This window comes from Salinimonas profundi (assembly GCF_014750655.1).
In the GTDB taxonomy this organism is placed as follows: Bacteria; Pseudomonadota; Gammaproteobacteria; order Enterobacterales; family Alteromonadaceae; genus Alteromonas; species Alteromonas profundi_A.
On sequence record NZ_JABBXD010000004.1, the window covers coordinates 33,837 to 60,740 of the forward strand.

Annotated in this window: 24 protein-coding genes; 11 read left to right on the forward strand and 13 right to left on the reverse strand. The window is 49.3% G+C overall.

What is annotated here, in order from left to right; genetic code table 11:
* Positions 1-6: 6 nt before the first annotated feature.
* From rlmD to djlA, 9 genes are all read right to left on the reverse strand, one after another.
* Complete coding sequence (gene rlmD / locus HHX48_RS09065) at positions 7-1,338, reverse strand: 23S rRNA (uracil(1939)-C(5))-methyltransferase RlmD (RefSeq protein WP_191024357.1); 1,332 nt, start codon at positions 1,336-1,338, stop codon at positions 7-9.
* A gap of 15 nt (positions 1,339-1,353) precedes the next feature.
* Entirely contained in the window at positions 1,354-1,731 is a 378-nt protein-coding gene (gene acpS / locus HHX48_RS09070; protein ID WP_191024359.1) for a holo-ACP synthase, read from the reverse strand.
* Positions 1,731-2,480, reverse strand: coding sequence for a pyridoxine 5'-phosphate synthase (gene pdxJ / locus HHX48_RS09075; protein ID WP_191024361.1), 750 nt, complete (start codon positions 2,478-2,480; stop codon positions 1,731-1,733). The genes acpS and pdxJ overlap by 1 nt, the downstream gene beginning before the upstream one ends.
* A gap of 66 nt (positions 2,481-2,546) precedes the next feature.
* Positions 2,547-3,242, reverse strand: a complete 696-nt coding sequence (recO, locus tag HHX48_RS09080; protein ID WP_191024363.1) for a DNA repair protein RecO — start codon at positions 3,240-3,242, stop codon at positions 2,547-2,549.
* A 5-nt stretch (positions 3,243-3,247) separates the two neighbouring features.
* The gene (locus HHX48_RS09085) at positions 3,248-3,523 is read right to left on the reverse strand and encodes a hypothetical protein (protein WP_191024365.1); all 276 of its coding nucleotides are present in this window, start codon (positions 3,521-3,523) and stop codon (positions 3,248-3,250) included.
* Positions 3,513-5,240 carry a single-stranded-DNA-specific exonuclease RecJ gene (gene recJ / locus HHX48_RS09090; RefSeq protein WP_191024367.1) on the reverse strand — a complete coding sequence of 576 codons (1,728 nt, stop codon included), beginning with the start codon at positions 5,238-5,240 and terminating at the stop codon, positions 3,513-3,515. Before recJ ends, HHX48_RS09085 begins: the two co-directional genes overlap by 11 nt.
* 142 nt (positions 5,241-5,382) lie before the next feature.
* A complete protein-coding gene (gene dsbC / locus HHX48_RS09095; protein ID WP_191024369.1) occupies positions 5,383-6,087 on the reverse strand; it encodes a bifunctional protein-disulfide isomerase/oxidoreductase DsbC in 705 nt (234 codons plus the stop codon).
* 100 nt (positions 6,088-6,187) lie between these two features.
* The gene (xerD, locus tag HHX48_RS09100) at positions 6,188-7,099 is read right to left on the reverse strand and encodes a site-specific tyrosine recombinase XerD (protein WP_191024371.1); all 912 of its coding nucleotides are present in this window, start codon (positions 7,097-7,099) and stop codon (positions 6,188-6,190) included.
* A 3-nt stretch (positions 7,100-7,102) separates the two neighbouring features.
* The gene (gene djlA, locus HHX48_RS09105) at positions 7,103-7,930 is read right to left on the reverse strand and encodes a co-chaperone DjlA (protein WP_191024709.1); all 828 of its coding nucleotides are present in this window, start codon (positions 7,928-7,930) and stop codon (positions 7,103-7,105) included.
* A gap of 353 nt (positions 7,931-8,283) precedes the next feature.
* Here djlA and HHX48_RS09110 point away from each other — a divergent pair, with 353 nt between their 5' ends.
* The 8 genes from HHX48_RS09110 (at position 8,284) to HHX48_RS09145 (ending at position 19,789) form a co-directional block, all read left to right on the forward strand.
* Positions 8,284-10,527, forward strand: a complete 2,244-nt coding sequence (locus tag HHX48_RS09110; RefSeq protein WP_191024373.1) for an LPS-assembly protein LptD — start codon at positions 8,284-8,286, stop codon at positions 10,525-10,527.
* A 55-nt stretch (positions 10,528-10,582) separates the two neighbouring features.
* The gene (gene surA, locus HHX48_RS09115; RefSeq protein WP_191024375.1) at positions 10,583-11,860 is read left to right on the forward strand and encodes a peptidylprolyl isomerase SurA; all 1,278 of its coding nucleotides are present in this window, start codon (positions 10,583-10,585) and stop codon (positions 11,858-11,860) included.
* Complete coding sequence (gene pdxA, locus HHX48_RS09120; protein ID WP_397541080.1) at positions 11,861-12,856, forward strand: 4-hydroxythreonine-4-phosphate dehydrogenase PdxA; 996 nt, start codon at positions 11,861-11,863, stop codon at positions 12,854-12,856.
* The gene (rsmA, locus tag HHX48_RS09125; protein WP_191024379.1) at positions 12,853-13,677 is read left to right on the forward strand and encodes a 16S rRNA (adenine(1518)-N(6)/adenine(1519)-N(6))-dimethyltransferase RsmA; all 825 of its coding nucleotides are present in this window, start codon (positions 12,853-12,855) and stop codon (positions 13,675-13,677) included. The genes pdxA and rsmA overlap by 4 nt, the downstream gene beginning before the upstream one ends.
* Positions 13,674-14,048 (forward strand): Co2+/Mg2+ efflux protein ApaG, encoded by a 375-nt coding sequence (gene apaG, locus HHX48_RS09130; protein WP_191024381.1) that lies wholly within the window; start codon positions 13,674-13,676, stop codon positions 14,046-14,048. Before rsmA ends, apaG begins: the two co-directional genes overlap by 4 nt.
* Before the next feature lie 27 nt (positions 14,049-14,075).
* Positions 14,076-14,894 (forward strand): symmetrical bis(5'-nucleosyl)-tetraphosphatase, encoded by an 819-nt coding sequence (locus tag HHX48_RS09135; protein WP_191024383.1) that lies wholly within the window; start codon positions 14,076-14,078, stop codon positions 14,892-14,894.
* Positions 14,895-15,136: 242 nt separating this feature from the next.
* The gene (locus HHX48_RS09140) at positions 15,137-17,161 is read left to right on the forward strand and encodes a methyl-accepting chemotaxis protein (protein WP_191024385.1); all 2,025 of its coding nucleotides are present in this window, start codon (positions 15,137-15,139) and stop codon (positions 17,159-17,161) included.
* A gap of 255 nt (positions 17,162-17,416) precedes the next feature.
* Complete coding sequence (locus HHX48_RS09145; RefSeq protein WP_191024387.1) at positions 17,417-19,789, forward strand: TonB-dependent receptor domain-containing protein; 2,373 nt, start codon at positions 17,417-17,419, stop codon at positions 19,787-19,789.
* 84 nt (positions 19,790-19,873) lie between these two features.
* Here HHX48_RS09145 and HHX48_RS19145 read toward each other — a convergent pair whose 3' ends face one another.
* Entirely contained in the window at positions 19,874-20,134 is a 261-nt protein-coding gene (locus tag HHX48_RS19145) for a DUF5694 domain-containing protein (RefSeq protein WP_223858220.1), read from the reverse strand.
* Between the two features lie 288 nt (positions 20,135-20,422).
* Here HHX48_RS19145 and HHX48_RS09150 point away from each other — a divergent pair, with 288 nt between their 5' ends.
* The 3 genes from HHX48_RS09150 to HHX48_RS09160 all read left to right on the forward strand — a co-directional run bounded on the left by HHX48_RS09150 (position 20,423) and on the right by HHX48_RS09160 (position 23,728).
* Positions 20,423-20,956, forward strand: a complete 534-nt coding sequence (locus HHX48_RS09150) for a DsrE family protein (protein ID WP_191024389.1) — start codon at positions 20,423-20,425, stop codon at positions 20,954-20,956.
* 312 nt (positions 20,957-21,268) lie between these two features.
* On the forward strand, positions 21,269-23,320 hold the full coding sequence (gene betT / locus HHX48_RS09155; protein WP_191024391.1) for a choline BCCT transporter BetT: 2,052 nt from the start codon (positions 21,269-21,271) through the stop codon (positions 23,318-23,320).
* 183 nt (positions 23,321-23,503) lie between these two features.
* Positions 23,504-23,728 (forward strand): hypervirulence associated TUDOR domain-containing protein, encoded by a 225-nt coding sequence (locus HHX48_RS09160; RefSeq protein ID WP_191024393.1) that lies wholly within the window; start codon positions 23,504-23,506, stop codon positions 23,726-23,728.
* A 29-nt stretch (positions 23,729-23,757) separates the two neighbouring features.
* On the opposite strand, the gene lysC is transcribed toward HHX48_RS09160, so the two are convergent.
* The 3 genes from lysC to HHX48_RS09175 all read right to left on the reverse strand — a co-directional run bounded on the left by lysC (position 23,758) and on the right by HHX48_RS09175 (position 26,582).
* Complete coding sequence (lysC, locus tag HHX48_RS09165; RefSeq protein ID WP_191024395.1) at positions 23,758-25,107, reverse strand: lysine-sensitive aspartokinase 3; 1,350 nt, start codon at positions 25,105-25,107, stop codon at positions 23,758-23,760.
* Positions 25,108-25,119: 12 nt separating this feature from the next.
* On the reverse strand, positions 25,120-25,581 hold the full coding sequence (locus HHX48_RS09170; protein ID WP_191024397.1) for a DUF192 domain-containing protein: 462 nt from the start codon (positions 25,579-25,581) through the stop codon (positions 25,120-25,122).
* Positions 25,582-25,745: 164 nt separating this feature from the next.
* Positions 25,746-26,582 carry an alpha/beta hydrolase gene (locus HHX48_RS09175; RefSeq protein ID WP_223858222.1) on the reverse strand — a complete coding sequence of 279 codons (837 nt, stop codon included), beginning with the start codon at positions 26,580-26,582 and terminating at the stop codon, positions 25,746-25,748.
* Between the last annotated feature and the right edge of the window lie 322 nt (positions 26,583-26,904).

Sequence of the window (26,904 nt, forward strand, 5' to 3'; positions counted from 1 at the left end):
GAATAATTAATGTGTTGCATGTGACAATAGCGCCATAACTTCAAGGTGCCGGGTGTAGGGAAACATTTCAATCAATCCGATTTTCTCAATCTTATAGCCTGCGTCGAGCATAATTCTGGCATCGCGGGTAAAAGTATTCGGGTTGCAAGAAACATACAAAACCTGCTTTGTTTTTGCCTGTGCTATTTGTCGGCACACCTCAGCAGCACCTTCCCGGGACGGATCCAGTAGTATTTTGGTAACGCCGTGACCTAACGCATTTTTTACGCTGCCAGCGTCACTTAAATCAAGATGCTGCCAGGTGATATTATCAATGCCTTGTTGTTGTGCGGCGGCCTGCCCTTTTTCCACCATTGCCGCAACGCCCTCCACCGCGTAAACATGACTGGCATGGCTGGACAAAGGCAAGCTGAAATTACCCAATCCGGCAAACCAGTCTGCTACGGTGTCGTTCTTGTTTACCGCCAGCCAGTTAAGCGCGTGCGACACCATTTTTTCATTAACCTGTGCATTTACCTGTACGAAATCATTCGGGGTCGGGGTTAAATAAAATCCGTCATGCGTTTTACAGATAAGCGTAGCCTCACGGTGCAAGGTTTCAATCTCGCCAGCCGCATTTTCAATCACAACATTTACTTTTTCACTGACGGCAAATTCAACCAATGCGTCGCGCAGGGCTGCCGGCAGATCACGAGTCGCTTTAATAGTAAATTCTGCGACATTATCGCCGGATAAGGCCTGAATGTGTCCAATATGCTGCAAGGCTGAAAACGAGGTCAGTACCTTTCGAAGCGCTGGCATAAGCGCTTGTAATCGATGCTCGAGCACCGGGCAGGTCTCAATATCAACGATCGCTTTACTGCTGGTTTGCCGAAAGCCGATTTTAAGCGCCTTAGGATTGCGGGCATCAACGGCAAAGCGGGCTTTTCTGCGATAAGCAGGGCGCGCGCCGGTAATGGCAGGTTGCCAGGGCAAATCGGTGATATTCAGGTGATGCGCCCAATAATCGCTCATGGCTTGTTGTCGCTCGCTCAGGGCGTCTTGAGCACTGATATGCTGAAGCTGGCAACCGCCGCATCTGCCATAATACTGGCAAAAGGGTTCGACCCGAAGCGGACTTGCTTCAACCACATGCCGGGTAACAGCTTTACTTACCTGCTTCTGGCTGTTTACCACTTTAGCCTGTACCTGCTCACCTGGCAGCGCACCTTCCACAAACATAACAGGCCTTTGTGAACGACTGACGCCCACACCATGCATATCAAGACTTTCCACCGTCACCGTTTTGATGGTGTGTTGTTTACGTGATTTTTTTGCAGGTTTATAGAAACTGACCATAGCTGCCCTGTATACCTAGGATTCAATAATTACGGTGGCCACCGCGTAGTGTTTTTCATCTGAAATTGACAGGTGACAACTGCGCGCTTTTTTTTCTTCAAACACCGTCAGCGCGCCCTGTGAAAATATCAGATGAGGTGCACCACTATCATCATTTTCCACCTGCATATGCTGCCACGAGACCCCTCGCCCGATGCCGGTTTGCAATGCTTTGGCAGCCGCTTCTTTAGCGGCAAAGCGCTTGGCCAGATAGCGCACAGAATCAGTATGCTCTTTATAATGCATCTGTTCTGCTGGCGTCAGAATACGCTGTACAAATCGGGGTTGGCGTCTGATTGTGTTTTCAATTCGGGCAATCTCGACGATGTCGGTGCCTAATCCAATAATTGCCACTAACCGGCTACCATTGCGGCCATTCTGGCCTCTTGCATCAGTGCGCGCATATCTGCCACCGCTTTGTGCAAGCCATCAAACGCTGCACGGGCGATAATTGCATGACCAATATTAAGTTCAATGATTTGAGGAATCGCCGCGATTGCTTTTACATTATGATAGTGAAGGCCATGGCCTGCATTTACCCTGATGCCCGCCTCATGCGCGTACTGTATGCCAGCTTTAAGCCGGGTTAGCTCATTGTGCGCCTGGGCGTCATTCTTTGCTTCCGCATACTGACCGGTGTGTATCTCTATATAAGGTGCACCACACTCCAGTGCTGCATCAATCTGCGCCCGGTCAGCATCAATAAATAAGGAAACCGCGATCCCGGCGTCTTTTAACCGGGCGCACGCGGCCTTTGTCTGGGTCAGATTACCGGCCACATCAAGGCCACCTTCTGTGGTCAGCTCCTGGCGTTTCTCGGGCACCAGACAGCAGAAGGCCGGCTGGGTTTTCTCCGCAATCGCCAGCATTTCATCGGTGATGGCCATTTCAAGATTAAGGCGTGTGTTGATGGTTTGCGCCAATAAGGCAACGTCTCTGTCCTTAATGTGACGGCGGTCTTCGCGCAGATGCACTGTAATGCCGTCGGCGCCAGCGCGCTCAGCGACATCTGCCGCGTGCACAGGATCCGGATAATTCGTTCCCCGCGCATTTCTCAGCGTCGCAATATGGTCAATATTCACACCCAGTAAAATGTCAGTCATCACGTCTCTTCCGATGCCATCAGTTAAAGCAGCAGTGTAACGAAAAAAGTAGCGCGGCGGCAGGGTTTAACGAAATAATTCGCGGCTTTTGAGCGGCTTATCACCTAATAACAAGTGCAGTGCCTGCCGGGTGATAATTTTAGCTGTTTTACGGGCCGGGGTTGTCCAGTTGCCCTGCGCCATATCGATAAGGCCCTGTCCGGGGAACCGTCCTCGCTGAATATGCGCCGGTGCAGGCATAATGCCTTGTTCAGCCACAAAGATGTACCACAGACCCGCCTGCACCGGTTCGTCACTGGCCGCGTCGTTCAGCCAGTCAGGCAACAGCCCCATTTCTTCCAGCAACGCGAACTCAAATTGCCGCAATACCACATCTTCCGGGTGCTGTTGTTCGCTGAGCAAAACCAGCGCCTGCTGGTAATGGGTAAATAATGCCTCACTGGCCAGTCCTGCCGGCATGACCCGGTTTATCAGTTCATTAAGATACATGGCACAGAACAGCGCTTTGCCTGCCAGACGATGTGAGGGGCCGGCGTTTTCTATTTGATTGAGGTTTTTTAATTCTGATTTTCCGGAAAGCTGAATACGCACCGGGCCGAACGGTTGCAGCAAACTTTTGCGTTCCGACTTACTGTTTTTGACACCCTTTGCCACAGCGGACACCCGCCCCTGTGAAAGCGTAAAAAAGTCGACCAGGTAGCTGGTCTCCCGGTAGGAGCGGCGGTGTAACACGTAAGCGTCGAGCCAAAGCGCTTCAGGCATGATTGTCAGGCCCGTTTGATACGAACAACTTTCATCTGTTCAAATGCAATACCCGCGATATCTTCCTCATGCCGGTAATAGGTTAGATTAACAGTAGCGCCTTTTAACGTGCGGTAATGGCCTTTGCGGCGAAAAATAAAAGGTACATCATAGCCCTCCAGCATGATTGTATGCCGGACCCACTCACCTTCTTCACGCTGTACATGGGACACCACTTTGACACCATCGCTGTGGATCAGACTACCGTGCTTGTCGGTGAGCGCTTTGGGATCAGTTTTCATAGGGGGCGATCTCCTGCACCATCAGCTGAACCGTTTCCTGCCCGCGAAAGGCGTTTACCTCTAACTGATATACGAGCTGTACTAAGCGGGTCTGATAGTTTGGCCAGACCGATGTATCCACATTGAAGGCTATCGCATCCACCTCTTCGCCCGAATCGAGTTTCAGAGCCAGTTTAAGGTGCTTTTCTTTAAGTAACCGCTGATTGGCAATCTCAAAGACACCATCGAAAGCCGGAGCCTCGAACCCCTGCCCGAATGGAACAGCCTGCTTTAGTAAACGCGCCACACTCAGTGACACCTCGTCAACATTGAGGGCACCATCGGTGACAATATGATGTGAGTCACCCACGCGGGCAAGATGCGTGGCAACTACCTCATCGAATGTCTGCTGAAAAACCGTCAGCGATGTCAAAGGCAAACTTAATCCGGCGGCCATGGCGTGTCCGCCGAACTTAGGAATAAGTCCGGGTTGGCGGATATTGACCTCTTCCAGGACATCACGAATATGCACACCATTTACCGAACGGGCAGACCCCTTTATGGTATCTTCGTCCTGATGAGCAAACGCAATCGTTGGACGTTTATATTTGTCTTTAATACGCCCTGCAACAATACCAATAACGCCCTGATGAAAATCCTTTTGATAAACCACCAGTCCCGCTGGCAGGCTGGACGCGTTCACGGACACCGCAGCAATGGCCGCTTCGGCTTCCTCCTTCATTTCTGACTCAATGGTCCGGCGCTGTTGATTCAGGCGATCCAGCTCGGTCGCCATATAGCGCGCCTGCATGGCATCCTCGCAAAGCAGGCATTCTATGCCCAGCGCCATATCATCTAACCGGCCTGCCGCATTAAGCCGTGGGCCAACCACGAATCCAAGATCAGACGCACCGATATTCCCCGGCTGTCTGCCAGCGACTTCCAGCAGTGCGCGAATACCGGGGCGGCAACGCCCTGCTCTGATCCGCTGTAAGCCTTGGTGCACCAGAATACGGTTATTTTTATCCAGAACCACCACATCGGCAACGGTGCCTACAGCCACGATATCCAACAGTTCAGCCAGATTCGGTGGCGTAATACCTTGTTGTTCAAACCACTTTTGCTGCTGTAAGCGGGCCCGGACCGCCAGCATCAGATAAAAAGCAACTCCCACTCCCGCCAGATGTTTGGACATGAAGCCACAGTCAGGCTGATTAGGGTTAACAATCGCATCAGCCTGCGGCAACTCTGCCCCGGGTAAGTGATGATCCGTGACAACCACGGTGGCACCGCGCGCCTTTGCCCGGTTAACGCCATCCAGACACGCGATACCATTGTCGACGGTGAGGATAACCTGAGCCCCGTCGTCACAGGCAACATCTACGATTTCAGGACTTAACCCATAACCAAAATCAAAGCGATTAGGGACAAGATAAGCAATATTCTGCAGTCCCATCTGGCGTAGCCCCAGCATACAAACGGCGGTACTGGTGGCACCATCTGCATCAAAATCGCCGACGATGACCACACGCTGTTGTTCGGCGATCGCCGTATGAAGGATAGCCGCGGCCTGTCCGATGCCTTTGAGACTTTCATAATGACAAAGTGCGTTAACCCGGGTATCCAGCTCATCCACTGAGGCGACATTGCGGCCACGGTAAACCCTGTCCAGTACAGGATGCAACGCGTCGCCCAGCGACTCAGCCTGTAGTTCTCGTCGGATAATTGCCAGTCCCATGAAGGTACACCTTTACGATTTTGCTTAAATTAGAAAAGAAGTATAGCGACACTATTTTAACGACAAATGGTGTGCGGGACTACTGTCCGGGGAGGAACAGCGCCGATTTGATAGCGGCGCTGCTTGACATTGTGGCTGGCCGTTATTCGGCATCCAGAGCTTGCGACAGCATGCCCGCTGGCTGATAACCAGGTATCAAGGTGCCGTCATCAAGAATGATATTGGGCGTACCGGTAACCCCCACTGACTGGCCAAACTGATACTGCTCTGCCACGGTGTTTTCACACTGCGTAGGCGCAATGTCTTTATCCTGTTTGGCATTGGTCAGCGCGGCTTTCGTATCATCGGCACACCACACAGACACCATCTCTTTATAGGTCGGTGAGTCTAACCCGTTACGGGGAAATGCAAGATAATTTACTGTAATCCCCAGCGCATTCAGCTGGTCAATTTCCTTATGCATCTTGCGACAGTAACCACAGGTTGTATCTGTAAATACGGTAATTTCATGCTTTTCATTTTTTGCCTCAAAACGAATAGCATCATCTTTAAACTTTTTGATACCGTCCAGGCGCATATCTGCCAGCGCAGACTCGGTAATATTTTGCATACCGTTTTGCATATCAAAAATACGGGCCTGCATAAAATAGCGACCGTTATCACTGACATAAAACAGTCCACGGTCTGTGGTAGCCTGTTTAAGCCCGGCTACCGGCGAGTCTGCCAGCGCGGTTACATTCATGCCCAGGACATTTTCCAGCTTTTGCTTCAGGGCATCATCCTGCGCATGAACGACACCTATCGACGCCGTTGTAAGAGCCAGAATGCTAATCAGTTTTTTAATCACAATTTCTCCTTACTCGGTCACTTAATCTACAGACCGGTAATCTCACTGTTAACTTTCAATTTTTACGCATACTACCACAGGATAACTGAACACCAAGGTGTTAGCCTCGGGGATGATGCGTCTGAATCAGGTTCTGCAGTCGCTCTGTTGCCACATGCGTGTAGATCTGGGTGGTGGATAAATCGCTGTGGCCCAGCAACATCTGGACCACACGCAGATCTGCGCCATGATTAAGCAAGTGTGTGGCAAAGGCGTGACGCAACGTGTGCGGTGACAGGTGCTCTGTGATACCGGCGCGCACCGCATAGTGCTTGATGCGATGCCAGAAAGTCTGGCGCGTCATTTTTTGTCCTCGCCGGCTCAAGAATAGTATATCGCTGGTTTGTTTTACCAGAGCAGGCCTGGCATGGCGAAGATAACTGTCAATCCAGTCCATGGCATCCTCACCCAGTGGCACCAGGCGCTCTTTGTTGCCCTTACCCGTTACCCGCACCACGCCCTGAACGAGACTCACCTGCTCCATCGTCAGACCGATCAGTTCACTCACCCGCAACCCTGTTGCATACAACACTTCCAACATGCACCGGTCGCGATGCTCAATCTCATCGTCGATGTCAGGCGCATTTAATAATGCCTCTACCTGCGATTCGCTTAGTGACGACGGCAGTCGCTGTGGTGTTTTAGGGTTACTTAGTACCGAGACCGGATTGTCCGGCCGCACATGGCTGGCGATAAGGTAATTGAAAAATGCCCGCATCGCACTCATGCACCGCTGTGTGCTGCGTGTGGAGAGCCCGCTGTCGTGACGATGCCACAGATAATCCTGAATCATTTCTGTACTCAAGCGATTTATCGCGCAAAAAGACTGCTGCTGACTAAATAAGGCCAGCTTGGTCAAATCGGTACGGTAACTTTGTTGTGTATGGTCGCTCAGGCCTTTTTCCAGCCACAGCATCTGGATAAAACTGTCAATCAATTCCCGGTTGTCATCGGTTAACTGCGCCTGCCCCACTGACTAGATTCCCCGGTGATTTTTAATAATTTCGTAAGCGGCCTGAATATCCTGGGTTTTGTTCTTAGCCATTTCCAGTGCTTGCTCAGGCAGACCTTTAGCGGCCAGTTTATCCGGGTGATGCTCGCTCATCCGTTTGCGATAAGCGCGTTTCACGGCTTTATCATCATCCTTTTCGGACACGCCCAGAATCTGGTAAGCGTCGGCAAGCGAATGCGTCTCATCGTAATGAGATTGCTGTTGCTGACCCCCGGCGCGCTGTCGGAATCGACGTTGGGCATCATAAGCGGTAATCAGATAATCCAGGTCGTGCTTTTTAAAACCAAGCGCTTTGGCCACTTTATCCAGCACGCGCTTTTCGCCCAATGTCACATTACCATCGGCAAACGCGGCCTGAATCAGGATTTCCAGAAATACCTGAAGGATATCGCGGCGCCCGTGGCAATTGTCATAAAGGGTTTTCAGGGTGTCGGTAATGGGATAATCGGACGCTTTGCCCTCTCTGAACGCTTGCTGCGCTTCTCGCCGGGCATCGCCCTGCAATTGCATTTCGTCCATCAGCGCTGAGGCAAGTTGAATCTCGCGCGGCGTAACCTGACCATCTGATTTTGCCAGATGGCCTAATGCCGCAAACAAGCTATGAAAAAAGATAGCCTGTTGCTTCAGCCCGGACTGATCGGTAAAAAATCGCCCGAAGCCCCCCAGCTTATTGAAGTCCTGACTATATGCGCGATCAAACAGATGCCCAACAATGAGGCCGAGTATCGCACCGGGTATTTTTAAAAACATGAAACCAAAAATCAGACCCAGTAATTTGCCCCAGAATGGCATTTTTACAACCTCCTCATCACCGACATCCGCTGAACTCATTCGCTTATACGTGGTCAGTGGCACTATAACTCAAAAAACAAAATAGAAAATATCGACTCGACGGGCAACTAATAATGCAGGCTCACCGTAAGCTGATTACATAATGTGCGCATTTATGCATAAAAAATGTCTTAAACGCTGATTTTTTTAGCTCATCGGTTGGTTATTGGATTAGAAGGGCTTAGAATTAGCGGTTAATTTTCGCTTAGCGGCGCAAAATGCGTCACCTCGACGCTAAGAATGATAAAAGCAGTCGGTGTCATCTGACCCCGAAGAATATAAGTTATCTATTACCACAGGCTATCCGTCATCGCATGAAAAATACCTGCGCTTCGTTATTATTATGTGCTTTAAGCTGGCAAGCTTATGCCCAGTCTGCAAACAGCACACGCGATGATAATGACGCCGACAACGCATTACTTTGCCCTGTTTCGCCGGTTCAGTTCTCGACTGAACAACTTATGGCCCCGGGTGAGGTGCGAGTTGAGGCTAACCGCACAGAGGTGCTATCGCAAAAAGAAGCTAATTTCAGCGGTAATGTGGATATAACCTCTGATGCCGCCACGATTCGCGCCGATGAAGCAAAAATCCGCAATAATGGCCGTCAGCTGCATGCATCGGGCGATGTACTGTATCAGGATGCACAACTGAAGGTCAGTAGTGACGAGGTCTCGCTGGATTCTGCTGAAGAAACCCTGCAGATGCAAAACACCGAGTACTTTTTCAATGGCTCAAGCGGCAGAGGCACTGCGCAGGTCATTGATCTGTCAACGTCTGAAGGACTTACCCTTGAAGATGTCCGGTTTACGACCTGTCCGGCTGGCGCCGAAGACTGGTCCATCCGCGCGTCAGAAATTGATATTGCGCGCGGCTCGCTATGGGGCGAAGCCAAGAACACCCGGTTTTACGTGGGCGACGTGCCTGTCTTCTACCTGCCGTATTTTGCGTTTCCTGTGAGTAACCAACGTCAGACAGGATTGCTTTTCCCCGAAATTGGCAGCTCATCCAATACCGGTATTGATTACGAGCAACCTTTCTACTGGAACATGGCCCCTGAGTACGATATGACGCTGTCACCGCGGGTAATGTCAAAGCGTGGCGTGCAGCTGCAGACAGAGTTTCGTCATTTGAGTGAGCAAGGCTACAGCGTCGTAGATGTTGAATATCTGCCTTCTGATAAAGATACCGCCAGCGATGATCACCGTTACTTTTATCGCATAAAACATGACGGAATTCTGGGGCAAAACTGGACCGTTGGCGTCGATGTGAATGGCATAAGTGACGACAATTATATTGTCGACCTGGGCTCTGATGATTACAACCGGGCTGATACCCATTTATTTCGCACGGTCGGGTTCAACTACTTTTCTGAAAACATGACCCTGGATTTGCACATTCGCGACTTTGAGACGATAGGCGATCGTCCGGATAACTATCGTGCGCTGCCCGAAGCCCGGCTGAATATGACTCAGCCTATTGGCACATTGCTTGAATTCCGGCTGGATTCGGAGCTGGCCTATTTTGATAACGCTGATGAAACAAAGCCTACAGCCATGCGTTTTCATGTTGCCCCCTCGCTGGCACTGCCTTACCAGCGTCACTGGGGTGAGTTAACTGCAGAAGCTACCTTAATGAACACCACCTATCAGCAAAATAATGTTGAGGGAACAGACCTGGACGAAGATGTGAACCGCTTGCTGGGCCGTGGCAGACTCTATGGCACCTTGTATTTTGAAAGGGACGGCAGCTGGTTTGATAAAACCGATACCATGACCTTCGAGCCAAAAGTTCAGTATCTGTATACCAGTTATGAAGATCAGAGCAACATCGGTTTGTATGATACCACTACACTTTTGACCGATGTTGAGGGGCTTTTCCGGGGCCGTGAATATACCGGCCTGGACCGTATTATTGATAACAACCAGATTACCCTTGGTGCCACCTCGCGCATTATGGATGAACAAAATCGGGAACAATTTGCGATCAGTCTGGGTCAGATATTCTATCTTGAAGATAATCGTATAATGTCTCCGGATGGTGATCGGGATCGCTCGGCACTGGCTGCAGAATTGGATTGGCGATTTGACTCTCACTGGTATTTCCATTCTGATATACAAATCACGACCCAAACCGATAAGGTGGAAAGAAGCAGCCTGGGGCTGGAATATCGTCGTGACAGTGAAAGTCTGATTCAGCTTACCCACCGTTATGTGCGTGAGCTGAGCGGTGAAACGATTGACCAGGTTGGCGTGTCAGTAAGTTGGCCAATCAGCAAAAACTGGCACTGGGTTGGACGCTCTTACCGTGACCTTGAACGTCACCGCAGCATTGAAACCTATGTGGGTGTTGAGTATGAATCCTGTTGCTGGGCTGTGCAGGTTGTGGCGCAGCGTCAGCTAAGCAACCGATTTGGTATTGACGGGCTACAGTCAACGGATGAATATGATTCGGGCGTAGGCTTACAATTTATCTTCAAAGGGTTAGGATCTGCAAAATCCAGCCGCCGCATGCTCGAAGATGGTATGTTTGGTTATCGGCAACCCTATAATCTGAATTAATTTACCCTGCCGGCAGACGCTCTGCCGGCCACATTAACGACAATAAAGAGTAATTATGAAGTTCATTATCCGGGCTATGTGTTTAAGTGCCTTGCTTACTGTTACATGCTGGGCACAGCAAGTTTCACTGGACCGCGTAGCGGTAATCGTTGATCAGGGTGTCATCCTGGAAAGCGAAATTGAAAAGCTGATTGCTGAGGTTAAGCGCAGCGCGCAGTCAGAAGATCAGGAATTACCTTCTGATCGGGTACTTCGCACGCAGGCAATCGAGCGCCTCATTCTTAAAAATCTGCAGATGCAGCGTGCTGAGCGAATGGGTATCCAGGTGTCTGACCCACAGTTGGAGCAGACCATCGCCAATATCGCGCAAAATCAGAATCTGACCGTTGATCAATTGCGACAGGCGATTGCGCAGGATGGACTGAGCTACGATGATTATCGCGAAAATGTTCGGGAAGAACTGATTGTCGGTGAAGTCCGCCGCGCCAATGTCCGCCGTCGTATTTATATTACCCCGCAGGAAGTTAACTCGCTGGTTGAGTTGATGAACGAACAGGGCGCTGAACAGGCAGAGTACAATCTTGGTCATATTCTGATTGGTCTGCCCTCAGAGCCGGACGAGGAAGCGGTACAGGATGCACGGGCTCGTGCTGATCGGGTGCTGCAGCTACTGCGAGACGGGTCTGACTTTGCCAAAATAGCCATCACCTCTTCTTCGGGTTCAAACGCCCTGGAAGGCGGTGACATGGGATGGCTGAATATTAACTCCATGCCGACACTTTTTGCCGAAGCGGTACAGGGTAAAAGTAAAGATGATCTGATTGGTCCGATTCGAAGCGGCGCAGGTTTTCATATACTGAAAATAAAAGATACCCGCGGTATCGAAAAAGTGACTGTGGAAGAAGTAAATTCCCGCCACATTCTTATCAAACCGTCGATTATCCTGAGTGAAGAAAAAGCCAAAGAGCGCCTTGAAACATTCCGCGAGCAGGTTATCGCCGAAGACGCCGATTTTGCAGAGCTGGCCAAAGAGCATTCAGAAGATCCGGGGTCTGCGCTTAAAGGCGGTGATCTTGGCTGGGCTGACCCGACCATGTACGTACCTGCATTCCAAAAAGCACTGTCAAATCTTGAACCTGGTGAATACAGCCAGCCTATCCGTTCTACGCATGGATGGCATTTGATTCAATTACAGGATCGCCGCTTTGATGATGCTACAGAAAAGCGTAAAGAAGATAAGGCGCGTCAGCTGATATACAGCCGGAAATTTAAGGAAGAATCTGAAACCTGGATGCGTGAAATGCGTGATGCCGCCTATATTGAGGTGCTGTAAATTACTGTGTCTACGCAACCGTTAAAAATAGCAGTCACCCCCGGCGAACCCGCCGGGATCGGCCCTGACCTGATCCTGCAACTTGCACAGCAGGCGTGGGATGCGCAACTGGTGGTGTTTGCCGATGAGGCGGTGCTGTCCCAGCGCGCTGAACAACTTGGTCTATCGATTAAACTGACGCCATTTGAAAAAGACGAAACCCGGTTACAGGTACCCGGTGAATTGTTTATTCGTCAGATTGATACTGACGCTCCCGTTCAGCCGGGGACGCTGGATAGCGCCAACGGTAAATATGTGGTCGAGACACTGCGTCAGGCATGTCAGGCCAATATGGAAGAAGGCTTTGATGCCGTTGTCACCGGACCGGTACATAAAGGCATTATCAACGAAGCCGGGGTATCCTTTTCCGGCCACACTGAGTTCTTCGCGTATCAGTCAAACACGATCGACGTGGTGATGTTACTTGCCACCGAAGGGTTGAATGTTGCACTTGCTACCACGCACATTCCGTTAGAATATGTCGCTAAAGCTATTACCGAAGAGCGTCTTCACCGGGTTATCCGTATTATCGATGCCGATCTTAAGCAAAAGTTTGGTATTGCCAGCCCGCATATCTATGTGTGCGGTTTAAATCCTCACGCTGGCGAGAACGGGCATATTGGCAAAGAAGAGATCCACACGATCATTCCGGCGCTGGAAAAACTGCGCGATGAAGGAATTAACCTGACGGGACCGCTTCCTGCTGATACAATCTTTCAACCCAAATATCTGGAAGATGCCGACGTGGTACTTGCGATGTACCATGATCAGGGATTACCAGTATTAAAATTCAAAGGCTTCGGGGCTGCAGTAAATATCACATTAGGCCTGCCTTTTATCCGCACTTCGGTCGATCACGGCACAGCAACGGATTTAGCCGGCACCGGTCAGGCCGATGCCGGTAGCTTTAAAAAAGCCCTCGAAAAAGCCATAGAACTTGCGAACAGTCACCTATGAGTAAAACCCATTTAGGCCATACCGCGAGAAAGCGGTTTGGCCAGAATTTCCTGCATGATGATTACGTTATCGAACAGATCGTCAATGCTATCAATCCACAGAATGGCGAGAATCTGGTTGAAATCGGGCCCGGCCTGGGCGCCCTTACCGATCCTGTTTGTGAGCGTGTAGATGCGCTTACAGTGGTAGAGCTTGACCGCGACCTGGCTAAGCGTCTGCGCCATCACCCGTTTCATGGGGAAAAGCTGAATATCATCGAGCAGGATGCATTAACACTGGACTTCAGCACAGTATTGGCTGCCAGAGAAGATACGCAGAAGCGTTTGCGCGTGTTTGGTAACCTTCCCTACAATATTTCCACGCCGTTAATGTTTCATCTTTTCTACTTCACCGACAGCATCAGTGACATGCATTTCATGTTGCAAAAGGAAGTGGTAAATCGTCTGGCAGCCGGCCCGGGGTCGAAAAACTATGGCCGCTTATCGGTGATGGCACAATATTATTGTCAGGTCATGCCCGTGCTGACCGTGCCGCCTGAAGCATTTAAACCGCCACCCAAGGTCGATTCAGCGGTCGTTCGTCTGGTTCCTCATCGCGCACCACCGGTAGATGTCACCTCGGTCAATACGCTGGAGAGGGTATGTGCACAGGCCTTTAACCAGCGTCGCAAAACCATTCGCAACAGTCTGAAAGATTGTATTAGTGAGCAAGCGCTGTCTGAGCTGGGACTGAATCCCGGTACACGAGCAGAGACCTTGTCTTTGCAGGATTTTGCCAGCATTGCCAACTATATTTCTGCCCAAGAGGTACCGCAGGAGTGAACGAATCGTTAATTAAAGTCGATGTCAGTACCAGGCATCTACCGGATCATCCCGCCAATACTGATGAAAAGTATGCCTTTGCCTATCAGATTGTCATTACTAACGAATCCGATATACCTGTGCAGTTAATCAGCCGCTACTGGCTGATTACAGATGGTTCGGGCAAAAAGTCTGAAGTGCAGGGGGATGGCGTCATTGGCAAACAGCCGAAAATTGCGCCGGGCGGAAATTTCGAGTATACCAGCGGCGCTGTCATTGACACCCCGGTGGGTACCATGGAAGGCTATTATCAGATGCAAACGGAAGATGGCGATATGTTTAAAGTGCCGATTGACGTCTTCACTCTCGCCGTTCCGAATATCATCAATTAATTCTTCTGCAATTAAGTAAGGCATTTCATGGCGTCAGGTCAGACAATTATCGTAGGCGATATCCAGGGCTGCTATAGCGGCTTAAGAAAACTGTTGGATAAGTGTCACTTCGATCCGTCCTGCGATCGCTTACTTTCAGTGGGCGATCTTGTTGCCCGGGGTGAAGATTCACTGGCTACCGTAAATTATCTCATGAGCCTGGGCGATCGCTTTGATGCGGTGCTTGGTAATCACGATCTGCACCTGTTGTCAGTGATTGAGGGGATACGCAAGGCTAACCCTAAAGATAATCTTGATAATCTGTTGGGGAGTGAAAGACTTGAAGAAATTGGCCGGTGGCTACGCACTTTCGGGCTGGCCCTAAAAGCTGATGAGCATCATACACTGGTTCATGCAGGCTTGTTTCCCCAATGGAGCACAGACCAGTTACTGGCATTCAGTAACGAGGTCAGTTCGTGGCTGGCGTCTGAGCGCTATCCTGAACTTCTGCAAAACATGTACGATAACGCCCCTGAACACTGGGAAGAGCAACTTTCAGGCTTTGCCAGATTACGGTTTATCATCAACGCCTGCACCCGTATGCGTTTTGTCTCCACCGACTATCGACTTGATCTTAAAGAAAAAGGCAAACCTGGTTCAGCCTCTGCACACTTAAAACCATGGTTTGAGCTAAACAACCCCGGCCTGAAGAGTCACGAGAAAGTGATATTCGGACATTGGGCGGCATTAAATGGCGTAACAGATAAAAAACAGGTCATTGGTTTAGATACCGGGTATGTATGGGGCAACGAAATGTCAGCCTACTGCATTGAAACAGGTGTCATGACGCACGTTCAAGCCAAATAGGGTAAATCCGTTTTCCGGAAACCTCTGATTTTTCGCATATTCGGAACGTCTAATACGATACTTTTGTATCATTATTTTACTTAAGTTCACTGTGCTTAAGTCGATATAATACCAGAATCGCGCAATTTTGCGGTGCAGCCACTTAAAACAACACATTTATGTGGATTTTTAAGCATAATCTGTAATGATTTGGTATTAGCTGTATAAATGATAATGATAATTGGGTAGTAGCAGGAGTTCCGATGAAAATCACGGTGGCCAAACGTATAATTGGTGGCTTTCTTACCATCAGTCTTTTACTGATATTAATCAGCATTTCCTCATTGTATAACCTCAACTCCATTGGTGCGGCCACTGACGAAGTTAATAACACTGCGATCCCGACAATTTCAGGAAGCAATACGCTAAAGGCAACGTTTCTGAATATGGGTCGACTGACCTTTGAATCTTACATTGAAGAAGAGTTATCCGGTCTGAATGAAAAGCAGGAAAGCTTCAATGAAAGTAAGGCGACCTTCGATAAAACGTATGCACAACTTCAGCCGATAGTCAGTGACGATCCTGCATTAAAGTCTTCGTTGGACAAGGTTCATAACAGCTATAGCAACTATATCGCCAACGCTGAAAAAATGTATAAGATGCATCGTCAGTACATGAGTATGCGCAATACGATTGAAGATCAGATAGGCGTTGCAGAAGACAATGCTGACGATGCCTCAACGTACCTGCTGGATTTCTCCTATTTGCCCGAAGTTGAATCAAATCCTTCGTTGCAGAAAGCGGCAAAAATAGGCGGAGAACTGGAGAGCGCCCTGCTTTCCATGCTCACGGTATCAAACGAGTATGTTAAAACACAGACGATTATCCGTTCCGAAACACTAAGTAACGAAGTGTCTCTGGTGGTGGAGAATGTGTCTGAAAAGCTCTCAGCGATGCTGGAGGCGGCAAATGGCCAGGATGCATCGGGCAGCCTGGAAGAAATCAGTGAAATGGTCAGCGAAGCGCTGGAAGCGATTTCCGGCAGCGATGGTGTGGTGCAACTTCATCAGGATCGTCTGTCTTACCGAAATGCCGCCGAACAGGCTTTAAATGCGTCTGATAACAACATTCAGTCGGCCATGGTTGAACTGGAAAAGCTGCTGGCGCTGACCAATCAACGTGCAGCTGAAATTGATGAGCAGGTGACAGACAAAGTCTCAAACGGTAATTTGATAGTCATCATTGTTGTTGTGGCGTCTTTAATTGCCGCGGCAATCATCGGTTACTTCACTGTTCGGGCTATCACACGGCCGCTCAACCGTGTCAACGAGTTGCTTCAGGTGGCTTCATCAGGAGATTTGACGCACAAGCTTGACGACTCCGCCAAAGATGAATTTGGCCAGCTTGCACGCAACTGTAACCTGCTTATTGCCAATCTTAAGGCGCTGATTAACGGCATTAACGATCGGGCCGAGCAGTTAGCGGCAGCCTCTGAGCAAACCTCAACGGTGACCTCACAAACCACCCACTCTATTCAGGATCAGAAACTGCAAATTTCTCAGGTGGCAACCGCCACAACAGAAATGCATTCTACCTCACAGCTGGTTGTACAAAATGCCGAAGACACGCTTAGTCAGATCCGCCACGCTGACAGCGAGGCGGAAAAAGTACGCCAGATTTCATTAGAAAATAAACGCACTATCGAAGTACTGGCAAGAGATGTTCAGGAGGCAGCTGATGTTATCAATAAGCTGCATCAGGACAGTGCCAGCATCGGCGGCATCCTGGATGTAATTCGTGGCGTTGCTGACCAGACCAACCTGTTGGCGCTGAACGCAGCTATTGAGGCAGCGCGTGCGGGTGAGCAAGGCCGGGGCTTCGCGGTGGTTGCCGATGAAGTCAGAACGCTGGCAAGTCGTACTCAGGAGTCTACGCAGGAAATCAATGCCATGATTGAAGTACTGCAGGCTGGTGCCGAGCGCGCGGTTGATGTGATGAATCAGGGTAAAGATCAGACGGCGGTATGTGTTGAGCAAACCGACTCTGCGACCCGTGCACTGGATATTATCTCTACTGCCGTACGTCAGGCGCACGATGTCAGCTCTCAGATTGAACAGTCTGCGCGTGAACAGAATATTGTTTCTCAGGAAATCAGTGAGAAGCTGGAAACCATCGTTGGTATCGCAGAAGAAACCACGGTGGGTGCACAGCAGACCTCTGAATCCAGTCTTGAAGTTGCACGTCTGGCTGAAGAGCTTCAGCATTCAATCCGTCAGTTTAAAGTGTAAAAGTATCCTTTTAAAAAAAAGCGGCCATAAGCGCCGCTTTTTTTATGCCTCTTTTCGTAGTCATCGTCACCTCGCCAGTACAAGCCAGTAGCTCCCCGATGCACGTTAATTAAGGCTTTTTAACAACATTATTAAGCCTACCTGAATCTAAATGAGAATTATACTCATTTGCATTGACATTGATTTTGTTCTCACTACACTAAGCCCACTTCATCGCATCAGGAATGTGAACATACTTAAGGACTTAGATAGATTATGAGAAAACAACATGCCGTTACCACTGTTGCAATTGCTATTCAGGCTGCACTTTCATTTAACGCTAATGCTGTAGCAGTTCCCGACGACAATGAAATTGAACGCGTTGTTGTTACGGCGACCGGTTTTGAGCAAAAACTCTCCCAGGCACCAGCAAGTATTTCCGTCATCACTGCGCAAGACATTAAAACCCGTGCATTTACCTCCCTGCTTGATGCAGTGAAATACCAGGAAGGTATCGATGTCGGCTCAACCCGGGATAAGACCGGCCAGGGAAGCATCAGTATGCGGGGACTCACCGGCGAGTACACATTGGTGCTGATTGACGGCAGACGTCAAAATAACCACGGTGATATTTATCCGAACAACTTTGGTGGCAACGCGTTTAATCATATTCCTCCGGTAGAAACCATAGAGCGTGTTGAAGTCATTCGCGGGCCGGCTTCTACACTCTATGGCGCTGATGCGCTGGGCGGCGTCATTAACGTAATCACGAAAAAGCATACCGATGAGTGGAACGGCGCCATTACATTTGGTCGAAGCTTTCAGTCTGATGATGATTTTGGCGATGACATCACCACCGACTTTTCAGTGAACGGACCGGTGATCGCCGATACGCTGAGTCTGGGCTTCAGAGGTAGCCTGTATGAACAACAAGCCTCTACGCCACAACTTTCCCCGGCTGTTGACCCCAACGGGATCGTGCACGTGCGCTCGCTGGGTTTTGGCAGTGGCGGGCGTACCGTCGACAATACCAACGAGCATTATGGCTTCACGGTAAACTACACGCCCGCCAAGGGGCATGAGCTAACGTTTAATTATGATAACTCTCATCAGGAGTACGACAATACTCCAGAGTACAACTTGGAAGCCGATGAGATTATTTATCCGCTGGGTACTCGCGACAGTATAGAAAGTCTTTGGCAGGATCGTCGCGGTCAGGTTAACCCCCGTGCTGGTTATGCGGCGGAGCAAGAGTTTGATCGCCAGTGGTGGTCATTAGCCTATGACGGAGAGTACGGGTTTGGCTCGTTAATGGCGGCCCTCTCCTACGTTGACACACAGAACAATGGCCGTACGCTGCCACTAAGCGTTGGCGAGCGTCTGTTGTTGCAACAAATGTATGACGGAAGTGGCCAGTATGAAGGCTTATCTGAAGAAGCGCGGCGTGATCTGGCAGAAGAAACCTTCCTGCCTCGCCCTGACCGGCCCCTCGACAGCAGTCAGTACACCTTTGATATTCGCGCGGATATTCCGCTCAGGGACTTAGCAGGCGATCACAATCTGGTACTGGGCGGGCAGCTAATTGACGGTGAGCTGCAAGACGGCGTGTTCGGCCTGGAAACAGGCAACGCTGGCGCGATTCAGGAGCAAAACATGTATTCCGTTTTTGCTGAAGATAACTGGATGATGACCGACGCCCTGACAGTAACAGCCGGGATTCGTTATGACGATCATGATGTATTTGGCAGTCAGACTTCTCCGCGCTTGTACGCCGTTTATAATCTTAACGACTTCTGGACGCTGAAAGGCGGGGTCAGTACAGGCTATAAAACGCCCCAAACTACCGACCTGTATGACGGGGTTACCGGTTTTGGTGGCCAGGGAACCAGCCCGTTTGCCGGAAACCCGGAGCTTGAACCGGAAACCAGCGTAAACTCGGAAGTTGCCCTTTACTGGAGTACCGGTGAACACAACTTCAATATCACCTATTTCAACACCCGTTTTGATGACAAAATTGCCCGCGGCGACACGGTGCTTAGTTGTGAGGTGACCGGCAACGTTCGCCCCTGCGTTAACCTGGGTGAATATGACCAGCTTGGTTACGACACCTACAGTCAGAAAATCAATATTGATAAAGTTGACTTACAAGGGGTAGAGGTTGCCGGACGCTACGCGTTTTTGCCTGACTGGTCGATTTATGCAAACTATACGTGGACCGACAGTGAACAAAAAAGTGGTAGTCAGGCGGGCCTGCCCTTGACCAATACCGCAGAACATATGGCCAATGCTAATCTTGAGTGGCAGGTAACCGATGACCTTAATGTGTATTTGCAAGGTGAGTGGCGCTCTGACAGATACCGCGGTTACGACGCTGTTTTTGAACGAGAGCTTTACTTTGAAAACTACGCCCTGCTCAATCTGGGAGCTCGCTGGACGCTGAACGACAATGTGACGTTAAATCTCCGGGTGAATAATCTGTTGGATAAGGACTTTACTACCTATTCGGTTGAATATAACGACCTGAATGGCGACGGCGAGTTCGAATACCTCACCGGACGCGGCGTGGTCAGCGAGGTAGCATTCACCGATGATTACAACGCGAAAGATAAAACCAGAAATGTCTGGGCCAGTGTTACGGCCAGTTTCTGATCCGCTGGTCAGCCACGCATAAGTTTTACGGCGGGCTCAAACTATCCAATACCAATAAAGCGGTCATCAGGGCCGCTTATTCATTTAATGGTCTTCCACTGACAGATAGCCAGAAAGTGGCACGCGATGGAATTGTGGCGAAGCATCGAAAAACAGGTTTAGTAAATTCATATGCCCGGAACCAAAAATCACAAGGATACGCTCTTTCGGCGCTGCAGGAATACGCTGGATATTGCGGAAAATCCGTAGGTTCCGATTAAACCAGCGCCCTGTCTCAAAGTCTGCCCCGAAATATGGGCTGCTCTCGGTTTCGTAGCTGAACGGACCAATAAGATAGTTTCCCAACGTTTTTTAGAATGTGTTCTTCGGTGTTCAGCCGAAATAACTCTGCGGCGATACCATCAGCTTTAAACACTGGTTATCCGTGTAGCGCAGGTGCTTATCTGGATTATTCTGATAAAATTCGCCAACAGAACGCGCTAAACTACGGTCACATGCTGTACGCATCAACCTTGAAAAGATAATCAAATCTTACACTTGCCAACTCCCCCTTTTTATCAATATATGAATAGAATTAATCGCTTTCCCCCGGTGTGATGTAACCAAAAATATTACAACAAGATAGGACTTATCATGCCTCGACTCATCTCAGTGTTTGCCTTATTCACTACGGTATTGACCACGTCTGTATATGGCGCCGCGTTTACTACCGGACCGGTATTCGAAAAATTTGGCAAAAAAGCGGATATCGCACATACACCGCTGGATGAAGCAACATCATTTAAAGTGGCCTTTGATGTCGTCTCCGGTGCCAAGCCCGGCACTATTAACCGAAAATTCGATAGTGCGGCACGTTTTATCAACATGCATGTTGCTAATGGTGTTAAACAGGAAAATATAGAGCTGGCCATTGTAGTGCACGGCAGCGCAACACTTGATTTACTTAATAAGGATGCCTATCAGCAAAAAAAATCTGCATCGAATGCAAATCTGCCGCTGTTAAATGCATTACTTAATGAAAATGTCAGGATAATTGTATGCGGGCAGTCTATGGCCGGTCATGGCTTATCTGCCGAACAATTTATCGAAGGCGTATCTGTGAGCCTGTCGGCGATGACCGCACACGCACTCTTGCAACAGCAGGGATACACGCTCAACCCATTTTAACGATGGAAATGTGGTACGAAAGAGTGACTTATGCATGATCGAAAAGTCACAAATGCTTCTATAATGTTTATATATCTCAAAATAATTATACATCTGCAGCTCGTCATCTCGGTGAGGGTATGTGTTGTAGCGTTGTGAGTGTCTGTCAGTCAAGCGCCAGCGACGTCACCTGTACCCGACAAAATGACCGATGGTTGGTGACCTTGCGATGGAAACCCTTGTTTGCACTTTAACTACGCTGATTAGAATGGATGCGGGTGTTCAGCTCAGTGAACGATGCATTGGAGCATCAATTTACGAGAGGATAGCGCAATGTCGCAAAATAATAATAAGCAAGATGCTGACAACTCACAGGAAAAGGTTCGCGTAAATAAGATCCCGTTTTACGGATCGGTCATCGGTATTATTACCTTTGCGCTATGGGCTATGTTTTTCACCGAGTCGGCCAGCTCTTTAATTGGAAAAGCACTCACCTGGATTTCTTCAACATTTGGCTGGTTCTACTTTCTGGCTATTTTTGTCTATTTGCTCTTTGTCATTGTGATCGCCCTTTCGCCGTGGGGCAAAATACGGCTCGGCCAAGAGCATACCCGGCCAGAGTTTAATATTGTCACGTGGGCGGCCATGCTGTTTGCTGCGGGCATTGGTATCGATTTAATATTCTTCTGTATTGTTGAGCCGATAACGCAATTTATGACACCACCGGTGGATATGGGCGCCGACGGCGATGCGGCTCGCAATGCCATAAAAATAACGCTTTTCCACTGGGGTCTGTCTGGTTGGGGTGTGTACACGCTGGTCGGTATGTCGCTGGCTTTTTTCAGTTACCGACACGGCTTGCCACTGGCCATCCGCTCTGCCCTGTACCCGGTTTTTGGTAAGAAAATTTACGGTCCGATTGGACACACCGTTGATATCGCGGCGGTACTGGGAACGGTGTTCGGTATTGCCACCAGCCTTGGGATTGGCCTGATACAGCTCAATTACGGCTTAAATCATGTGTTCGGTGTGCCTGAAGGGATTGTCACACAGGTCGTTCTGGCCGTGGTAGTTATCGTTTTTGCCGCCATATCTGCCGTCACCGGTGTTGAAAAAGGGATTCGCCGGTTGTCAGAATTTAACATGCTGATGGCGCTTCTACTCATGTTGTTTGTACTGTTTGTCGGTGAAACACGCTTCTTACTCAACGCACTGATACTGAACATCGGCGATTATTTCTCAGACTTCGTCAGTATGTCCTTTAACACCTATGCCTTTGACCAGCCTACCGACTGGCTGAATGCATGGACGTTGTTCTTCTGGGCGTGGTGGATAGCATGGGGTCCGTTTGTAGGTTTATTCCTGGCGCGTATTTCCCGTGGACGCACTATTGCCGAGTTTGTTGCCGGCACATTGATTCTGCCATTGTCGTTCATGATCGTATGGATGTCAGTAATGGGTAACAGCGCCATTGATATGGTGATGAACGGTGCGCAGGAATTTGGGCAGCAGGCGATGGACAACCCCGGTTCAGCAATTTATATCTTCCTGGAAAGCATTCCTTGGGCTGGCCTGACTACTATTGTTGTAAGTATTCTGGCGTTTGTATTTTTCATTACATCCGGTGACTCCGGGTCGCTGGTACTTTCTAACCTGACATCAGTATTAAAAGACCCCTACAGTGATGCACCTGCCTGGATGCGTATCATGTGGGCATCTATAATTGGTCTGTTGACCATAGCACTGTTACTGGCCGACGGACTGACAGCCTTGCAAAGTGCGGTGGTAGTAACCGGCTTACCGTTTGCCATTGTGCTGTGCCTGATGATGCTGGGGTTATTTAAAGCCTTACGTGTTGAAGGGCTTAAGCAAAAAACCTCGGATGCTAACCTGCCCAGTGGTACGCGTGTGGGCGAGACCGGTCAGAACTGGACTCAGCGGTTGCACCGTTTCGTAAGCTTCCCGGATCACGAGCAATGTCGTAAATTCCTCGATGATGTCGCAATGCCAGCCATGAAGGAAGTGGAGAGCGCGCTAAAAGAGCGGGATCTGGACGTAAGTATTTCTGAAAATCGCGATGCTGATGATGAGTTTATGTCGCTGCAGGTCGATTTGCACGAAGCGCAGGATTTTTATTACGAACTGCGCCCGAGTAAATACTCCATGCCATCATTCGCGACACGCTCAGCAAAAAGTGGATCAACGTATTACCGGGTTGAACCTTTGCTGGCAGAAGGCGGACAGGGCTATGACCTGATGGGTTACACCAAAGCGCAGGTGATAGAGGATATCCTGACTCAGTTTGAACGTCATATGCACTTTTTGCATGCCCAGCGCATTCAGCCGGGTGCAGATACAAACCTGTTTAAACCGGGCAATAAGTAGCGCGTTGCGCGTTGCGTAATCGCCTAACCATAAAGCAGGTCACCGGGATGCCGGTGACCTGCTTTTTTTATTTTCACTTCCCCTCTCTTCGCTCACGTTAACGTCTCCGGCATTACCAAATATTAATGCGCTGTACAGAAATGCTGCCCGTAACAATCTACACGTTATTAAAGGAGAACAGGAATGACGAAAGCATACCAAACAAACACTAAGGTCGAGTGGAAATGGGGCAACGGCAAAGGTCAGGGCAAAGTTAGAGAAGTCTTTTGGGAAGAAGTCACCCGCAAATTACAGGGCGAAGATGTCACCCGCAAGGCCGATGACAACAACCCCGCCTACCTGATTGAACAGGAAGACGGTGATGAAGTGTTAAAGCTGCATGATGAGCTTGAAAAAGCGAATAGCTAACTCTCAGGGCGGGGCCGCCCTGAATCTGTTTATTCAAATAACGAGCGATGCAGACCCTGAACGATTTCAGTGCTGTCATTTTCGTTAACCAGAAATGACATATTGTGCGGGTTTGCGCCAAAGCAAATCATTCTTAAATTATACTCAGACACCGCAGCAAAAATTTTGCTTGATACCCCTTTTGCACTTTGCATATGGTTACCCACCACGGTGACCAAATCATAGCCACTCTCCACTTTCACATCACAGAAGGTTTCCAGTTCAGCAATAGTTTGTTTATTCAGCCGCTGGGCAACAGAATTTGCCGGGTTATCTAATGTGAAAGAGACAGAAATTTCCGACGTGGTGACCAGATCCACGCTGAGCTTATGCTTGGCAATAATGGTAAATACCTGCTGCAAAAAGCCCTGCGCGTACATCATTTGCGGTGTTTTTACCGTGACCATTACCTGCTCTTTCCGGCGCGTTATCGCACGATAAGGCGGCTCATGTTCACAATCGCGCATGATCCAGGTACCGCCTTTTTCAGGCTCCCGGCTGGAACCGACAAATACCTTGATGTCTTGTCGCAGCGCGGGCTCCATGGTGGCAGGATGCAGTACTTTTGCCCCGAAGGTGGCCATTTCAGCGGCTTCTTCAAAACTTAATTCAGGTAGCGGATGAGCGTTCGGTGCGATACGCGGATCGGTGGTATATACACCGGTCACATCGGTCCAGATTTCACACACATCAGCTTGCAGCGCTTCTGCCAAAAGTGCTGCTGTAAAATCCGAGCCACCACGTCCCAATGTCGTCGTCCGGCCCTGCTCGTCAGCGCCGACGAAGCCCTGGGTAATGACCATGGCCTTTTCAATTTCAGGACGCAGCAGAAGCTCTGCCAGTTCGTGAATTGTTTCGAGCTGTGGCACGGCTTCGCCAAACTCGCTATCCGTGCGCAACACTTTACGCACGTCAAAATTGATCACCGCGTCGTGCTGTTCGTTGACCACGGCACTGAATAACAAGGACGACATGCGTTCGCCCATTGACAGCAACTGGTCTTTTAAATCGTCGCGATGCAGAATTTCCTCATGGAAGGCCAGTTCACGCATTTCAGTGAGCAAATCTTCAAGCTTGCCCTGTACCTGTTCGGGTTGGGCAAGTTTGGATAAAATCGCCGTTTCTATCTCTTCCACCGCATCACACACATCACTGATTTGCTCTTGCGTCATGGGAGTGTGAGCCATACTGACAAGGTGATTGGTCACGCCGGCAGATGCGCTAACCACCACAATACGCGTAGCTTCATTAGCCAGTACAATACGCGCACATTTTTGCATTGCCTCATAGTTGGCAACGCTGGTACCGCCAAACTTGGCGATAGTTAATGCCTGAGTCACATCGACCTCCATTTAGTCCTGATTGTCTGATGGCGGGTTAATTTCAATGGTGTCACCTTCTGACACATCATGGGCGGCAAACCACCCCTGATTCATCTCCAGCGCGTACGTTACCACGCCTGACGCGCCTACAGATGTTAAATCGTGAGGCTGCAAGGCTTTGATATCTGTTATCACACCCTGCTTGTTCACAAACGCCACATCAAGGGGAATATAAGTATTTTTCATCCACATGCTGGCCTGCTTTGGCGGCGAAAACCGAAACAACATGCCACAGTTACTGCATAAGCTTCGTCGGTTCATTAGCCCCTGGGCACGCTGCTCAAAGGTTTGCGCATATTCAAACTGATAGCGTTCACCACCAATTGCCACCGTCACTTCATCAAAGCTAACCGTGGATGAATCATTGGCCTTTGCGCAACTGCTCAACACCCAGGTCATCATAAAACAAAGCAAAAGTAAGGATATTCTCATGGTTCTTTTCTTAATTGTGATTTTGTTGCTTATGGCAGTCTACCTGCGCCAGCGTGGATTATCTACAGGCCCAAAAAAAGCCGGGCGTATTGCCCGGCTTTTTCGTCTCACAGGTCTGCCCCTGCAATACAATTTACAGCGCATGCATTGTCCAAATAATCCTGTTAATTGACCATTTTATGCATTTTCAACCAGCTCAAAAAGGCATCAAACCATCCGGTGCTTGTGGTTTCTTTAGGATACATTCCAAAGCCATGGCCGCCCTGCTCGTAAAAATGAAACTCAACCGGTTTACCGGCTGCATGCCAGCTTTCAATCAAGCCAAAATTGTCGTTGGCAAAAAACGGGTCATCTGCTGCCAAAGCAACAAACAGAGGCGGCGCATCATCTGGCACATCAGTTGATGAAATCGGCCCGTAGATATTGGCAATAAAGGCAAGATCAGCATCTTCGGCAACCAAAGTCGTTGTCATCGTTAGCATTGCGCCGGCTGAAAACCCAATCATGCCGATGCGGTCAGATTCAACATTCCACTCCTTTGCCCGCTGTCTAATCAGCGCCAGTGCGGCCTGCGAATCTTGCAGTTGCAGCGCCAGTTGATCCTTCATTTGTGCCGGACCAAGTCGCGGCGGGCGATTTTCAATATTGGAAAACATCTCGTCCATCGAGCGTTTGAAGCCTTCAAGATCAGCAGGCGTCTGATTTAAGCGGTATTTTAATACAAAGGCTGCTATTCCACGCTCTGCCAGCGCTTTTGCAACCTCCCATCCTTCGTTCTCCATCGATAATGTTCGAAATCCGCCGCCCGGTGCAACAATAACGGCTGCCCCACTGGCGTTGTCAGGATCCGGTAAAAACGGCGTTAGTGTGGCATCAGTAACATTTCTTGCAAAGGTACTACCGTACTGAGAGTGCCAGGCCTCTTTCGCTTTTGCATCCGGCAGGCCCCCCGTTTTCAGCTCAATCGCGTCAGGTTGCGCCGGTGTCGCAATCTCGGTCATCTTATCCGGCGTATCTGCAAGTACCTCAAGTGCACTTACACATAAAGTGAATATAACTGCATGTTGAAAGGTGCGACTCAACACAGTAGCAAATCTGAATCTTAAACCTCCCGAGTCCCTGCTTCTTGAAACACGCGGTGTGCTCAGTTTTTTAGAATCAATCATTTTCGAGGTAAACATTGCGCTCATCGTTATGGCTTCCTTTTTATAGATTTGACCATGTCTGAAATACACACAAAGGTAAAAAGATGGCCTGACCTGTGCCGTGCATTGCAGACACTCATTACCCAGTTTTATGACGCCTTGATGTGTACATGCCTTT